Annotated in this window: 10 protein-coding genes; 5 read left to right on the top strand and 5 right to left on the bottom strand. The window is 41.2% G+C overall.

The features are described 5' to 3' along the window. Nucleotides 1-109 precede the first annotated feature (109 nt). The gene (locus AC1RRY_RS03750; protein WP_492817956.1) at nucleotides 110-775 is read left to right on the top strand and encodes an MCP four helix bundle domain-containing protein; all 666 of its coding nucleotides are present in this window, start codon (nucleotides 110-112) and stop codon (nucleotides 773-775) included. Between the two features lie 90 nt (nucleotides 776-865). Here the strand turns inward: AC1RRY_RS03750 and glgB are convergent, their stop codons facing one another. Next, nucleotides 866-2,833: a 1,4-alpha-glucan branching protein GlgB gene (glgB, locus tag AC1RRY_RS03745; protein ID WP_492817957.1), complete on the bottom strand. Its 1,968-nt coding sequence runs from the start codon at nucleotides 2,831-2,833 to the stop codon at nucleotides 866-868. Between the two features lie 161 nt (nucleotides 2,834-2,994). Between glgB and AC1RRY_RS03740 the strand changes: the two genes are divergently transcribed. Further along, nucleotides 2,995-4,257, top strand: coding sequence for a replication-associated recombination protein A (locus AC1RRY_RS03740; protein ID WP_492817958.1), 1,263 nt, complete (start codon nucleotides 2,995-2,997; stop codon nucleotides 4,255-4,257). A gap of 187 nt (nucleotides 4,258-4,444) precedes the next feature. On the opposite strand, the gene AC1RRY_RS03735 is transcribed toward AC1RRY_RS03740, so the two are convergent. The 3 genes from AC1RRY_RS03735 to AC1RRY_RS03725 form a co-directional block, all read right to left on the bottom strand. Next, nucleotides 4,445-6,160: a GMC oxidoreductase gene (locus AC1RRY_RS03735; protein WP_492817959.1), complete on the bottom strand. Its 1,716-nt coding sequence runs from the start codon at nucleotides 6,158-6,160 to the stop codon at nucleotides 4,445-4,447. Between the two features lie 25 nt (nucleotides 6,161-6,185). After that, entirely contained in the window at nucleotides 6,186-6,707 is a 522-nt protein-coding gene (locus tag AC1RRY_RS03730) for a gluconate 2-dehydrogenase subunit 3 family protein (RefSeq protein ID WP_492817960.1), read from the bottom strand. A 159-nt stretch (nucleotides 6,708-6,866) separates the two neighbouring features. Then, the gene (locus AC1RRY_RS03725; RefSeq protein WP_492817961.1) at nucleotides 6,867-9,608 is read right to left on the bottom strand and encodes a DUF1553 domain-containing protein; all 2,742 of its coding nucleotides are present in this window, start codon (nucleotides 9,606-9,608) and stop codon (nucleotides 6,867-6,869) included. Between the two features lie 408 nt (nucleotides 9,609-10,016). On the opposite strand from AC1RRY_RS03725, the gene AC1RRY_RS03720 reads away from it, so the two are divergent. The 3 genes from AC1RRY_RS03720 (at nucleotide 10,017) to AC1RRY_RS03710 (ending at nucleotide 12,924) form a co-directional block, all read left to right on the top strand. Then, complete coding sequence (locus AC1RRY_RS03720) at nucleotides 10,017-10,676, top strand: hypothetical protein (RefSeq protein ID WP_492817962.1); 660 nt, start codon at nucleotides 10,017-10,019, stop codon at nucleotides 10,674-10,676. A 113-nt stretch (nucleotides 10,677-10,789) separates the two neighbouring features. After that, nucleotides 10,790-11,773, top strand: a complete 984-nt coding sequence (locus AC1RRY_RS03715; protein WP_492817963.1) for a hypothetical protein — start codon at nucleotides 10,790-10,792, stop codon at nucleotides 11,771-11,773. A gap of 107 nt (nucleotides 11,774-11,880) precedes the next feature. Then, the gene (locus AC1RRY_RS03710) at nucleotides 11,881-12,924 is read left to right on the top strand and encodes a hypothetical protein (protein WP_492817964.1); all 1,044 of its coding nucleotides are present in this window, start codon (nucleotides 11,881-11,883) and stop codon (nucleotides 12,922-12,924) included. 88 nt (nucleotides 12,925-13,012) lie between these two features. On the opposite strand, the gene AC1RRY_RS03705 is transcribed toward AC1RRY_RS03710, so the two are convergent. Continuing rightward, entirely contained in the window at nucleotides 13,013-15,364 is a 2,352-nt protein-coding gene (locus tag AC1RRY_RS03705; RefSeq protein WP_492817965.1) for an ABC transporter permease, read from the bottom strand. Nucleotides 15,365-15,725 lie beyond the last annotated feature (361 nt).

The raw sequence follows: 15,725 nt of genomic DNA, 5'->3' as shown, positions 1-15,725 counted from the left end.
TTGCTTTTTTATACCAAATTCTACTTCCAGACGTTAAATAAAATATAGTTATTTTTACTTATATTTGTATAAAATCAATTTATCAGAGGAATCGTCAAAATCATCCAATATGAAATGGGCATATAGTATCGAACAAAAAATGAAAGCTGCCATGGTTCTGACAGTCATTTTCGTTTTTTTATTTATCAAGAATGTATCAGATAAACGCCATTTTAATGAACTGGGCGATAGCTTCTCAGCAGTTTATGAAGACCGGTTGATGGCTGAAAGTTATATCTATGAATTATCGAACCACCTTTCAAGAAAAAAGCTGCTGGTTGATGATTGTACTACCAAAGAAGATATCGTTCATATTAAAGACAAAATAAAGGTGCATAACCGTGCCATAGAGTCATTAATAGTATCTTATGAAAAAACCAGGCTGACGCCTACCGAAGAAGTTCTGTTTAAGGATTTTAAGAAGAAGATAGATCATGGAATAACTTTGGAACAAAAACACATCTATCAGGCTGAATTCAGCAATGCGGAAAACGTGAAGCATATATTGGACGAAGCTTTTTATGGGGTACTTAATACGCTGAATCATCTGTCGAACATACAGATTACTGAAGGAGAAAAACTAAACAAAACATCTCAGAAAATTGTGCTGGGTTCGGCATCCGATACCCAGTTTGAATTAACACTGCTGATTGTTCTGGGTACCATCATATTAACTCTGATTTTCACTTCGCGATCAACTATGCCTAAAACCCCGCAGAATCCGTCACTAAATTAAGTCTATAAAAAAAGAGTCCGGCTTCCTGAGTGGAAAGCCGGACTCTTTTCATTTATATGGTTCGTGCAAAGTTTCAGAACCAATTATGGGTTATGCTTTGAGTCTGAAAACTACTCCACCCAATGGCGGCAATGAGATTTCAATAGAGTTTTCTTTGCCATGCAACGGCACTGGCCCGGTATTTACACTACCATTCAACACACCTGTGCCCCAGTATTTCTGGTTGTCACTATTAAATACTTCTTCATAAGTACCTGCCGCCGGAACACCAACTCTATAGGGCGAACGAGGCACCGGAGTAAAGTTGAGCACTATAATTACCGTATCTTTTTCATTGAAACCTTTGCGGGCATATACTATCACTGCATTTTCGCGGTCACTGGTATCAATCCATTCAAACCCTTCGGCCGAAAACTGCTTGTCAAATAAAGCCGCCTCGCCTCTGTAAAGCCGGTTCAAATCTTTTACCAGTTCGTTTACTCCTTTATTAGGTTGATGCTCCAGCAAATGCCAGTCAAGACTTTTCTCAAAGTTCCACTCGGCATACTGAGCAAATTCTCCGCCCATAAACAATAGCTTAGCCCCTGGATGGGTAAACATAAAGGTAAACAGTAAGCGCAGATTAGCGAATTTCCTCCATTGGTCGCCAGGCATTTTTTCAATCAATGACCCCTTGCCATAAACTACTTCGTCATGCGAGAGCGGCAGCATGAAATTTTCAGAAAAAGCATATACCATGCTGAACGTTATATCGTTCTGATGCCATTTTCTGTACATCGGGTCTTTGGCAAAATAACGTAGGGTATCGTGCATCCAGCCCATCATCCACTTCATACCAAAACCTAAACCTCCATTATAAACCGGCCTTGAAACACCCGGAAAAGCGGTTGATTCCTCAGCTACAGTTTGCACATCAGGGAAACTCCTGTATATTTCTTCATTGAGTTCTTTTAAAAGCGATATTACCTCCATGTTCTCTCTGCCGCCATACATATTAGGCACCCACTCACCGGCTTTGCGCGAGTAGTCACGATACAACATGGAAGCCACGGCATCTACCCTTAAGCCATCGGCATGGAATATATCCAGCCAGAACAAAGCATTACTTATGAGGAATGAGCGCACTTCAAAGCGACCGTAATTAAAGATATAACTCTTCCAGTCGGGATGATAGCCCTGTCTGGGGTCTTCATGTTCATATAAAGAGGTGCCGTCAAACCGGTAAATTCCATGCGGGTCGTTCGGATAATGTGAAGGTACCCAGTCTAGCAGAACTCCGATTTCGTTTATATGTAACTGTTCTACCAGATACATAAAATCCTGAGGCGTACCAAAACGGCTGCTTGTTGCAAAATAGCCGGTAATCTGATAACCCCACGATGGCTCGTACGGGTGCTGCATGACAGGCATGAACTCCACATGTGTGAAACCCATTTCTTTTATATAAGGCACCAGAGAATTGGCTATTTCTCTGTAACTAAGTTTGCGCTCGGGATCTGACGGATCGCGCTGCCATGAGCCCAGATGCAGTTCATAAACTGATATCGGTGCATTTAGTGCATTATGACGATGGCGTGTTTGCATCCACTCCTTATCCTGCCATTCATACCAGGTATCCCACACCACCGACGCAGTTTTAGGCGGTATCTCCCAATGCAAAGCATAAGGGTCGCCCTTTTCCATATCTTCGCCTGTATTAGAAGCTATAAAATATTTGTAAACCTCGCCATTACCTATGTTCGGAATCCATCCTTCCCATATCCCTGAGCTGTCCCAACGTAATGTTAGTGGATGCGATCCACGTTCCCAACCGTTAAAACCTCCTATCACTGATACATACCGGGCATTAGGTGCCCAGACAGCAAAGTAAGTACCCACCACACCCTGGTTTTCAACTACGTGCGACCCCATCTTTTCATATAAGCGATAATGCTTACCTGCTTTGAAAAGATTAATGTCAAAATCAGTAAATAAACTAAGGGGTTCTACGTTTTTGAAACTGGGTGTACCCGGGTTAGATTCTTCTGTCACTTCTGTAGAATTCTGTTTCTTTGCCATAGGTTGAAGCTAATCAGGTTTTGTTTTCCAATGGGTAAAAATAGAGGAGTGGTTCTACAATTCCAAGAAGCGAAGTATATTTGTCTTGCAAATTCTTTTTTAGAAAAATTAAGAAAGAATGCTACTAATATCCCATATACAAAACTTATAACAGTAATCTTATGACAGCACCATTAGCCGAACGCCTGCGTCCGAAAAAGCTGGATGAATATATCGGGCAAGAACATATTTTAGGGAAGAACAAACCTCTTCGCAAAGCCATTGAAGCCAATCTGGTTCCATCAATGATTCTGTGGGGGCCTCCCGGCACGGGTAAAACCACACTGGCCTTACTGATTGCCGAAACTACTAAAAGACAGTTTCACCAGCTGAATGCGGTTAGTTCAGGGGTAAAAGAATTACGTGAGGTGATAGGTAGGGCAACAGGCTTATTCCCCCCTATTGTGTTTATAGATGAGATTCACCGCTATAATAAATCACAGCAGGATTCTCTATTGCTGGCGGTTGAAAAAGGACAGATTACATTGATTGGCGCTACGACAGAAAACCCTTCTTTTGAGTTAAACAGTGCGGTGTTGTCGCGTTGTCAGGTATATATTCTGGAATCATTCGGTGAAAAAGAATTAAAAGAACTGACAGACAGAGCCATAAAAGAGGATGTCGCCCTGAAAGAAAGAGATATAAAAGTGGAATCGTATGATGCACTGATGCGCATTTCAGGCGGTGATGGACGAAAATTGTTGAATCTGATTGAAATCATCAGTTTTTCCTTCCCACCGGATTCACCTATTGTGATTACCGATGATTTGGTGGAGGAAGTGGCGCAGCGTAACATTGCCCGTTATGATAAATCAGGCGAGCAGCATTATGATATCATATCAGCCTTCATCAAGTCAATGAGGGGTTCAGACCCGAATGCAGCAGTATATTGGATGGCGCGTATGATTGTTGCCGGAGAAGACCCTGAATTTATTGCCCGCCGCATGCTGATTCTGGCTTCGGAAGATATTGGCAACGCTAACCCAACAGCAGTAATTATGGCCAATAATTGTATGCAGGCAGTGAAGACTGTCGGGTATCCTGAGTGCCGGATTATCCTTTCACAAACGGCTATATATCTGGCTACTTCGCCTAAATCAAACGCCTCCTATATGGCTATTGAAAATGCCATTGCTTTGGCAGAGAAAACCTCTCACCTACCTGTGCCTTTAGCCTTGCGCAATGCACCTACCAAACTGATGAAACAGATTGGTTACGGCAAAAACTACAAATATGCGCATGATTTTGAGGGTAATTTCACCAAATTGAATTTCTTACCCGATGAGTTGAAAGGCACTAAATTATATGAACCCAGTAACAATGCCAGAGAAAACGAGATACGTAGGCAATTGCAGGCCTGGTGGGCGGAATGGTATGGATATTGATAATCTGAATTAGTATATATAAAAAAGCCTTGTCCATTTAAACGTACAAGGCTTTTTTTAGTCCCTTTAGGGACGATACATTAATATACTATCCCTACGGGATTTAAATCTGTTTCTACCAATTTTCTACTGATATAACATCCCTACGGGATTGAATACATCATACAAATTCTATTTTGGAAAACTCTTACAAATTCCCTTTCTTCAATTCTTTTACGGCGTAGTCTGCTGCGCGGGCAGTAAGAGCCATGTAAGTAAGTGATGGGTTTTGTGTTGAGGTTGAGGTCATGCATGCACCGTCAGTCACGAATACATTTTTGCATTCGTGCAGGGCATTCCACTTATTCAACAATGAGGTTTTAGTGTCTTTGCCCATTCTAACGCCACCCATTTCGTGGATATCCAGCCCCGGTGTACGGTTTGAATCATTGGTACGGATATTTTTGAAACCAGCTTTGGTATACATCTCTGTCAATTGCTCAAAGAAATCTTTCACCATTTTGCGGTCGTTATCGTCATAATCCACCGAAATGCTCAACTGTGGTATTCCCCAAGGATCAAGCTTCGATTTATCCAATCTTACATAATTGCTTTCTTTTGGTATGGTCTCTCCCATCATGTGTGAGCCTACACTCCATACGTTATTCAGGTAAGGATTAAGCAAACCTTTTTTCAGGTCTTCTCCCATACCGCTTCTGTCGTCTCGCATGTATCTGCCTGCCTGAAAACCCGAAGCATAACCCCGTAAGAAATCTGTTTCCTGTTTGAACACGTTACGAAAACGAGGAATATATGGTGAGTTCGGACGACGACCATCAGTGGTAGTATCTAAAAATCCCTCGTATTCTGCGTTAATGGTAGCAGTATAATTGTGGAAAGCTACATATTTACCCAACAAACCACTATCATTGCCCAAACCATTCGGGAAACGGCTGGATACTGAGTTCAACAATATCAGGTTAGAATTTAAGGCCGCAGCATTGACAAATATAATGCGGGCATAATACTCGGTCATTTGTTTTGTGTTCGAATCTATCACTCTTACACCGGTTGCTTTGCCTTTTTTCTCATCATAAATGATTGAATGCACTACCGAATCGGGGCGTAGCGTCATTTTACCAGTTTTGGCAGCCCACGGAAGCGTTGAAGCATTACTACTGAAATAACCTCCGAAAGGACAACCACGTTCACAGATAGTGCGGTGTTGGCATTTGGCTCTTCCTTGATCGAGGTGTATTTTTTTAGGCTCTGTAATATGCGCACAACGACCCATGATAATGTGGCGGTCGTTATAGTTCTTAGCTACCTGCTGGCTGAAATACTTTTCAACGCAGTTCATTTCATGTGGTGGCAGAAACTCGCCGTCTGGTAAGCTGGCTACCCCATCTTTATTACCTGAAATACCTGCAAATTTCTCTACATAGCTATACCAGGGAGCAATATCATCATAACCGATTGGCCATTCTACTGCAAAACCGTCACGGGCAGGGCCTTCAAAATCGTATTTCGACCAGCGTTGGGTCTGGCGTGCCCATAGTAAAGATTTTCCACCTGTCTGGTATCCGCGGATCCAGTCAAATGGTTTTTCCTGCACATAAGGGTGCTCGGCATCTTTTACAAAAAACTGTTGCGTTGCCTCATAAAAAGCATAGCATTTGCTTACAATGGGGTTGGCATCTCTTACTTCTTTTTTCAATTGACCGCGATGCTCAAACTCCCAGGGTTGCATCATGGTTGTGGGGTAATCGGTTACGTGTTTCACTTCACGGCCGCGCTCCAGCACCAATGTTCTTAAACCTTTACCGGTTAATTCTTTAGCCGCCCAACCGCCACTGATACCCGAGCCGATAACGATGGCGTCAAAAGTTTGCGCCTTAACGGCATCTATATTAAAATATGACATGATAAGAAAATTTCAAATAGGGTTATTATGATTTTACAGGCACACAACCATGATAGCGACCCGGAATAAATTCATAGATTCTCAGGTTGGTCATTACGTATTCAGAGTTCAGATAGCCCTGTATGGTTATGTTTTTCACTAATCTGATGAAGCCTTTATCAGTTTCATTGTCGGCATTAGCCATTTTATTCAAAACTGCCAGTCTTTGTTTCGGATCAGCCTCGATAAATGATTTTGAAAAATCTTTTCCGGCAATGGCTTCTACGTTCAATAAACCTTTAGAAAAGACATCCTGTGCCTTAGCATCATAGCAATCGGCTACCATTAACGCAACGAACTTGTCTACATTCAGGTCTTTAGCGCCGGGAGTATCTGTTTTCGGAATTATTGTGTCAACAATTTCAGCAAGAAGTGCTTCTTGCGAAGCCAACAGAGTAGAAGTTGACTGATGGAGAGTCTCTTTGCTCCAGGCATTTGCCCACGAAGGTAAAACAAGGGTACTCCCAATGCTTAGGGCAAAAGTTTTTAGGGCTGCTCTACGTTGCATTCTATATTCAGGGTAAAATTTTCACAATTTACGGCTTTGTCAGCAAACTGAATCAGCCAGACTATTCAAAACCGATTAAAGAACGATTAAAATTGGATTATATGTCAGAAACCTTCCGATTTTAATATAATCGTTACTGTTTACCGTCTTTGTTATCTGTTATTCTTTGGTTACAATCTCGTCCAGGTTCAGCATGGCATTGGCTGTAACGGCTAAGGCAGCCATTTTGGGCGTAACATCAGACTTGCCGAAGAACTTATAGGCTTCTACAGGATGTCTGGTATATTCCTGCTCGGTTTGTCTGTAAAGTTTCGTCAGAATCTTCAGTTTATTATCATCAATATTCCGCATCATAATCAGGTTAAAGCCTGCCTGAATCTGTTCTTCGGGAGTCTTTCCTTTTTTCATCATGTTTCTGGCCAGCTGCTGTGCGGCTTCTACGTAAGTCGGGTCATTGAGGGTTACCAATGCCTGCAAAGGTGTATTGGTGCGAAGCCTTCTTAACTGGCAGAATTCCCTACTTGGTGCATCGAAAGACATCATCGACGGATATGGAGCAGTACGTTTCCAGAATGTATAGATAGCCCGGCGGTATTTATCTTCACCCTGCGAAAGCCTCCATGATTCTCCATTCCAGGGCGACTGCCACAGCCCGTCCGGTTGATAGGGCATTACGCTCTTTCCATATATCTTCTTTGATAACAGTCCACTGACAAGCAGTGCCTGATCTCTCACCTGCTCTGCCGTTAGCCGGATTCTAGGCCCGCGTGCCAGATACCGATTGTAAGGGTCTTTTTCCAGTAATTTATTATTTACTTCTGACGATTGCTGATAAGTACCAGACATCACAATCATTTTCAGTAGCTTTTTCACACTCCATTTCATATCACCCTGAAAGGTAACAGCAAGGTAATCCAGCATTTCGGGGTGGGTAGCACTAAAACCCTGTGTTCCAAAATCTTCTACTGTTTCAACAATGCCCATGCCGAATATCTGTTCCCAGAAACGATTCACAGCCACACGAGCCGTGAGAGGATTGTTCCCGTCAACCAGCCATTTAGCCAATCCGAGTCTGTTACCCGGGTAGTTCTTCGGCATTTTCGACAGATACTTTGGTACACCAGGTTTTACCTCCTTACCGTGCACCAGCCAGTTACCGCGTTCAAAAATACGCTGCTTGCGGGCCAAATCACCTTCACCCTCACTCATGATCGGGGTAAAATCGGCCTTGGCATTTAATAGTTCTTTGTATCGTGTTTCTATGGCCTCATATTCTTTGCCTTCACCAAAGGCATTCTGAAACGACAACCATTTTATCTGTAGCCAGTCTTTTGGTTTTTTAGGATTAGTAAAAGTAAAGTAGAGGTCATGTTTACCTTCCAGCTTAGGAAGCGGATAAAACATTACCGTATCTCGTGCCGGAGAAATCGGGATAGTCAGAATCACATTCCCGTCCACTTTCCCATCTTTGATATGCAGCACGCCTTTTTCAGTACCGGTGTTGAAATTCATCACCAATCTGTTTTTTCCGGTCAGGGTCACACCTTTTAACCGGCCATAACCAGTATGCTGTAAACCCAGATATTTGGCATCAAGCAGGGAAGAAGTACCGGCAGAAAGCGGTTCCACATCATGCGAGTTGAATTTCGGTTCAAGAACCTTCACAAACTTCTCAAAATCTTTCTCATTTCTTCCCTTAGTCAGAATCCAGTTTTTCACCTCTTCTATCTTCGTCGAATCTTCCGGATTATAGAATCTGAGGTAAGGGGTATCACTCACTACGTCTTCATCACGGGCATTGTTAAAAAATGCCATCAGTTTGTAATATTCATCATGCACAAAGGGGTCGTACGGGTGCGTGTGGCATTGCACACAGCCTATGGTTGTGCCCTGCCATACATCAAAGGTAGTATTCACTCTATCGATAGTTGCCGCTACTCTGAACTCCTCATCCACTGTTCCTCCCTCATCGTTGTTCATGGTGTTCCGATGGAAACCCGTAGCTATCAGTTGCTCATTGCTTGCGTTCGGCAACAAATCACCAGCCAGCTGTTCAATAGTAAACTGGTCGAAGGGTTTATCTTCATTAAAGGCTTTAATAACGTAGTCGCGGTACCGCCAGATATTCCGGTAAACATCTCTTTCATACCCTTTGGTATCGGCGTATCTGGCCAGATCGAGCCACATGGCTGCCCAACGCTCGCCGTAGGCAGGAGAAGTCAGTAACTGGTCAACTACTCTTTCGTAAGCCTTTTCAGATGTATCGTTCAAAAAGGCTTGTAATTTTTCTTCGGTTGGAGGCAGGCCGGTCAAATCCAGATAAACCCGGCGTAATAGCGTTCCTTTATCTGCCTGCTTTGAAAACGACAGCCCCTCTTCTTTTAACTTAGCTACTACAAAATTATCTATCTCATTTTTGGCAAAGCGGGTTTCGTCGTCTTCAAACAAACCTAAACGGGCAAAAAAACCACCCACCGAAGGCACATCTGGTTTTTCGGGTTTCTGATAGGCCCAATGATCACCCCAGGGAGCACCCTGCTCAATCCATCTTTTTAAAATTTCAATTTCTTCTTTCTTTAGCGGGTCTTTGCCTTTAGGCATCCGCTCTTCGGTATCGTTGGTGAGCAGACGTTTATAAAACTCCGAATGTTCTGCATCACCCGGTATGATGGCAACTTTGCCCGACTTCCCTTTTGTATTGATGGCCTCCTGTGAAAACAGGAAACTCATATCACCGGCTTTTTTTACACCTCCATGACACGCCACACAATGCTTGTTCAGAATAGGTTTGATTTCAGTATTGAAATCTACTTTATTCGAAAAAGGATTGAAGTTGAAAGCCATAATGGCTCCAACGGCAATGATTGTCAGGGTGAATAAGAAAAACCTTGTGTATCTCATAATTGCTTATACAACAAAAAATCTTTACAAATTTATAATTGTTTGAGTTAAGTTATGCATTGGCAAATGAATTAATTTTCAGACCTGAGCACAGAAATTTCGGCGCTAACAAACTTTTGACAGGCTCTCCTGAAAACATTTACTGTCAATACATCTGCCTGAAGCTGTGCTACATACAACGCTCCTATTCCGGGTGAATATTTACACAAAAACCGTCCGGATTAAAAAGTTTCCAAAAATCATCATTAAATTTAACCATTCGACACCGCGTTTCCCTTATGTCATGTGATATTATTTGTACAATTCTGGTAATCCCTCAAAATTTGAATCGAAATTGATCGAAAGATTAAAATCAAAGTAGCAATTAATTATCTGATTTAAACTAAAAGTAAAGCATCAGCATTACAAATGAGCGATTTTCTTAAAAAACTAAAGGGTATTTTTGTAGTTGAGGCCCCTGCGGGAGAGGCCTCAACCGATACGTCGACCCAAGCCAACCCGGCCGAAAAATCTGCCAGCGCCGCCCCGGTGGCTAGCACCACGCCGGAAGGCAAAGCCACAGAGAAGTTTTACGACATTCTGTTTGGGGCCATGGAAGCTAACAATCAGGAAGGTTTCGACTATCTGGAGTTTAAAAAGTCGTTGCAGACGCTGTCGAAGATGCCCATGGATGAACCCACCCGTTATCTTTCTGCGTATGCCGCAGCTCAGGCTATGGGTATAAGTCCTCAGAAACTAACAGAGTCGGCCAATTTCTATCTGAAAGTGCTGCAATCGGAAGACTCAAAGTTTCAGGAGTCTGTCAATTTGCAGCGCCAGAAACAGATTGGCAATAAAGAAAAAGCCATTGCCGATATGGAGGCTACCATAAAAGCGAAAGGCGAACAAATTGCCAGACTGACACAGGAAATTCAGGAACACCAGACGGGCATGGAAAAAATGCAGGCGGAGATTTCTGATGCCGTGGTGAAAATTGAAACAACTTTGAGCGATTTCCATGCCACATTCAGCGAGCTTACGGCTCAAATCAGCAAAGATGTGGACAACATGAGCAAATACTTAAAATAAGTAAATCCCTGATTCGGACTGAAACAGCCCCTTTGTTTCCTGCCGGATTGAAGTAAACATATCATTATACACTTATCAAATTTCTCCGGGGGCGGAGGGATACCCAATAAAACATGGAAATGCAAGAAACCAGACCCAAATCGTTTTGGGAACGCCCTGAAGGCAAAACAGGTACTCTTTTTGCCGCAGGTTTATTATTAGGTGGGGGTTATTTATTGTATAAAGCACTGCCTTTTCTGATTACTCTGGCCTCCAATACGCTTTATCTGGCCGGCTTGCTTATTGCACTGGCGGCAATTATATATATGATACTCGACCCAAAAATGAGAAACCTTGTTTTCTACATTTATAAGAGTATCATGCGATGGGTAACCGGACTGTTCATACAGCTTGACCCGATAGGTATTCTGAAAACTTACGTTGACGAATTGCGCAATAACCTGGGAAAAATGAACCAACAGATTTCTACCCTTAAAGGGCAGATGTACAATCTGAAGACTATCATTGAAAACAACAGGAAACAGATTCAGAATGATCTTAATCTGGCAAGCAAGGCTAAAGAAACAGATAAACAAGCCATGATGGTGCTAAAAGCCCGGAAAGCCGGCCGCTTGCAGGAGTCAAACATTAAGCTGGAAGATCTGTACAAAAAAATGGAGATTCTCTACCGGGTTCTCAATAAAATGTACGAAAATTCAGAGATAATGCTCGAAGACATCAAAGATCAGGTAGCGGTAAAAGAACAGGAGCGTAAAGCCATCCGTACCAGTCATTCGGCCATGCGTTCGGCCATGAATATCCTGAACGGTAATAAAGACCAGCGCCAGATGTTTGATATGGCCATGGAATCAATTGCCGATGATGTAAGTCAGAAAGTAGGTGAAATGGAACGCTTCATGGAGATGTCTTCTAATTTCATGGATTCTATCGACCTGCAAAATGGCGTATTTGAAGAAGAAGGACTGAAAATGCTTGAGAAATGGGAGCAGGAAGGTGTTTCTTTACTACTGGGCAACGACAAAAAGGCTCTGATTGCCGGCAAAGATGTGCCTACAAACAAGCCGTCGGGCAACCAATACGACAAACTTTTTGAATAAAATCTATAAATACTGTCACAGGCACAACCATTGCCTGTGACAGACAAATCTTATTTATCCATTTATTTCAATTACTCAAAATCTCTGTAGGTTTAAATAACAACACAATGAAAACAACACTCACACCATTTGCCCGCTTTCTGTTTACGCTTGCCATTCTGGGAGGTTTATTTTTTGGCGGTAAATATGTTCTTGATAACACAAGTTGGGGCAAGTCTTTATTAGATAAAAATAACGAGACCAAGATAGATGAAACTGATACCAAAGCGCCTGAAGGCGGCCCTGCTTCTGAGAGTTCATCAGCTGCTTCGGGCAGTAATTCAGAAGCAAGTACTTCCAATTCATCATCTTTTAATTACGTTGCCCGTGAACCGATCAATGGTAAGCTGAAAGGCGTGGTTGAATTAGGCGCCAGTGGTTTCAACTCATTTATTGTAAGAATTGACAAAAGCAAAAACTGGAAACTGGAAAAAGCCGAGTTTGGTAATAGTCTGGTAACAGAAAACATGGCCACAGATGATGATATCAGAGCCGGCTTGAAAAAATACATTGGTGGCATGCTTGATTTCGGTGTAAGCGGTCGTGATATCCACTTTGTGGTAAGCTCGGGTGCAGTGAAAGCCGATGTTACACAGAAAATCGTTAAAAACCTGAAAGCCCTTAATTATTTTGTAAATACTGTTACCCCAGAACAAGAAGGTGCTTTGGCTTTGAAATGTGTATTGCCTGAAGATTTTGAAGAGGAAGCATTTGTGACCGACATCGGTTCAGGTAACACAAAGATTTCATGGTCTACGAACGGTAGTGTTTCGGCACTTGAAACTTACGGAGCCAAGTATTTTCAGAATGATATTGACGATGGCAAAGTATATGACGAAGTAAAAACAAAAGCCTCAGCTATACCAAGCATGAAACGCAAAACCTGTTTCATTATCGGTGGTGTGCCTTTCTCAATGGCTAAAAAAGTGAGAGAAGGCAAAGAACGCTATACAGTGTTGAAAGAGCCTGCATTCTATAAAGGTCTGACTGATGCCAAAGACAAAGCAGGGATAAATATCTACAAGGCCATTAAAGATGCTACCGGTTGCGAGCAATTCGTATTCGACTGGGATGCTAACTTTACTATTGGCTTCTTGTTGGGATTGCCTTGATGAATTAAGTGATTGAGCGAATGAGTGATTCAGTAATTAATTTACTGAATCACTCATTTTTGTTTACAACGAATCGTTTACTAATTCGTTATTCTGTCTGTAAACTCTCAATCGGATTCAGAAGAGCCGCCTTGATACTTTGTAAGCCTACTGTTAACAGTGCAATAAGTAATGATACAGCACCTGCTATTAAAAAAAACCACCATTGCATTTCGATTTTGTATACAAAATTCTGTAGCCATAAATTACTTAAATACCAACCCGCAGGTACCGAAATAAGAATAGCAATTACTACCAGTTTAAGAAATCTGGTTGAAAGTAAGGCAAGAATGCTTGCGACCGATGCACCCAGAACTTTGCGTATGCCGATTTCTCTTGTGCGTCGCTGTGCTGAAAGCTTTGCTATTCCAAACAATCCAAGACAGCAGATGAAAAAGGAAATGACAGTAGCATAACCAATGATTTTTTGCCAGCGCTCTTCCTGATAATACTGTTTATGATTGAGTTCATCTAAAAAACTATATTGATACACTGCTCCGGGCATTATTCTTTTGAATGTTTTTTCCCAGGAATTCAAAGCAAGCGTTTGATTTTTATGGTTTATTTTTAACCATATACCTCCTCCATATTGTTCACTCATAAACATGGCCATCGGTTCAATCCGTTCTTTCAAAGACCCCGAATGGAAATTCCTTACAACTCCTATTATTTCCATTGGGCCTTTCTCAAAATATGGATCAATCACTATCTGAGCCCCTATAGGTTTTTCAATTCTGAATGCTTTTACGAACGCTTCGTTTACAATAAGGCCACGATGCCTGTCCCCCGAGAAATCAGGGGAAAAATTTCTACCAGCTTTTAACTTGATGCCTAAAGTTGGAATATGATTATAATCGGCAATCCTATAAGTACTTTTAATTGTATGATTTTCAAATTTCGTATTATAAGCCCCATACTCACCACCAAATGAGACATTTTCAATAAAACTATTAGTTAAAAGCTCATTTCTCAGCTGTGAACTAATTTTGTTTACGTCCCTGTCTCCCGGAATCTCAGATCTTAAAACCTGAGCAGGAACATAACCCAGATCTTTATTCTGAATGAAATCCATTTGATTATAAAATATGATAGTTGCAATAATCATTACCATGGAAAGAAAAAACTGAAAGACAATCAGGCTATTACCAAAGAGACCATTATTCAAGAGTTTTGGCTTTTTATTTAACGCATCAATCGGCCTCAAAGAAGACATCACCACAGAAGGATAAAAGGCCGCCAAAAAAATATTAATCAATAGCAATGCTCCCAAACACAAAATTGACTGAATACTTAATAAATTGATGAATCGGATAGATTTCTCTGACAAAACATTAAACATGGGTAGACAGATAAAAACAATTGCTATTGCCAGAACGAAAGCCATCATACAAACAATGGCAGATTCGTTCAGAAATTGAAATATAATTTGTCGCTGTGTACTTCCTGTTACTTTGCGGATACCGACCTCTTTAAAGCGGGAAAATGAATTTGCCAAACTTATATTGATGAAGTTAATGCTTGCCATAATCAGTATAAAAGCAGCAATGCCCACGAACATATAGCTGTAGATCGGTGAGCTTGTTTTAACCACTCCGGATTCACCGTTGAGTTGTAAGGGGTTTAAGTGTATATCTTTGATTGACTGCAAACCGTAGTTTATATCAGGATCATGCTTATTTTTAAGGCTCTCTGCCAATTGATCTTTAGCATAGACACGATATATTTTATTCATTTTATTGATTACATTGTCTGTATTGGCTTTGGGGTTTAGTACCATAAATGTACCCAAATAACTATTTAACCAATTGTTATCATCAAATGATAGTTGCATAAACCCGAATGGAATAAGCATTTCAAATTGAAGCGACGAGTTTTCAGGAGGGTCTTTTACAATGCCGGAAATTATTAAGGGCTTGCCCAATCGTTTAGCTGATGGGTCAGCATCAAGCTCAAGTAATTTACCTAATACATCAATGCTGTTAAAAAAACGTAGTGCCGTTTTTTCTGTAATTACAACAGAATTTAATGCCGAAAGGCTAGTCTCTTTCGTACCTCTGAGCATTTGAAAGGAAAATACATCAAAAAAGCTGCTATCCACAAATAAGGGTTTTAACCGAATTGCTTTAAGTTCCGAATGTACATCACTATGCATGTTCCCTCCCATCACTCTGGTAATAGCTACTATTTCAGCAATTTGTTGTTTAAAGACAGGAGCCTGCACCATTCCGGTACCTCCTGTAAGTTGCCTTTCCGCTCCGGGTTCTTCTGCGATAGTTGTTGTTACCCGATAAATATTAGAGTTATTCTGATGAAATGTATCAAAGTCCATCTCGTCTCTGACAAACAAATACGCCAGCAGCATGCAACTTATACCAATAGCAAGCCCAAATATATTAATCAAAGAGTAAATCTTGTTTTTGACAAGATTACGTACCGCTATTTTAAAATAATTTCTTACCATACATGAGCATTTAAACGATGATGAGGTCAAGCCTTTGTTGATACATAAATTACGTATCTTAATCAAGATTAATGCTTCTATTCTAAATTCCCTTAGAAATCCGGTAAAAGATTGTAAATCAATTGTAAATTAACTTATGCAAAATAGCTTCTATTAAAACAGGAGTTCAGATATCCGAAGAAAGCAGGTAAAATTATTTATCTGAATGAAGGGCAATCTAACTGATTCAGAGGAAGAAGATTTATAACACTATATTGTTCATTAATAAGGGCTGTAATAATTTTAAAAAATTACTACAGCC

This window comes from Emticicia sp. GW821-FHT11C11 (genome assembly GCF_058808615.1).
This window is presented reverse-complemented; position numbering and strand designations above follow the sequence as displayed.

Excerpts from the sequence above, each read along its gene's own strand:
- AC1RRY_RS03720 (WP_492817962.1), top strand. The coding sequence starts at position 10,017 with ATGAGCGATTTTCTTAAAAAACTAAAGGGTATTTTTGTAGTTGAGGCC.
- AC1RRY_RS03740 (WP_492817958.1), top strand. The coding sequence starts at position 2,995 with ATGACAGCACCATTAGCCGAACGCCTGCGTCCGAAAAAGCTGGATGAA.
- AC1RRY_RS03725 (WP_492817961.1), bottom strand. The coding sequence starts at position 9,608 with ATGAGATACACAAGGTTTTTCTTATTCACCCTGACAATCATTGCCGTT.
- AC1RRY_RS03735 (WP_492817959.1), bottom strand. The coding sequence starts at position 6,160 with ATGTCATATTTTAATATAGATGCCGTTAAGGCGCAAACTTTTGACGCC.
- AC1RRY_RS03730 (WP_492817960.1), bottom strand. The coding sequence starts at position 6,707 with ATGCAACGTAGAGCAGCCCTAAAAACTTTTGCCCTAAGCATTGGGAGT.
- glgB (WP_492817957.1), bottom strand. The coding sequence starts at position 2,833 with ATGGCAAAGAAACAGAATTCTACAGAAGTGACAGAAGAATCTAACCCG.
- AC1RRY_RS03710 (WP_492817964.1), top strand. The coding sequence starts at position 11,881 with ATGAAAACAACACTCACACCATTTGCCCGCTTTCTGTTTACGCTTGCC.
- AC1RRY_RS03715 (WP_492817963.1), top strand. The coding sequence starts at position 10,790 with ATGGAAATGCAAGAAACCAGACCCAAATCGTTTTGGGAACGCCCTGAA.
- AC1RRY_RS03750 (WP_492817956.1), top strand. The coding sequence starts at position 110 with ATGAAATGGGCATATAGTATCGAACAAAAAATGAAAGCTGCCATGGTT.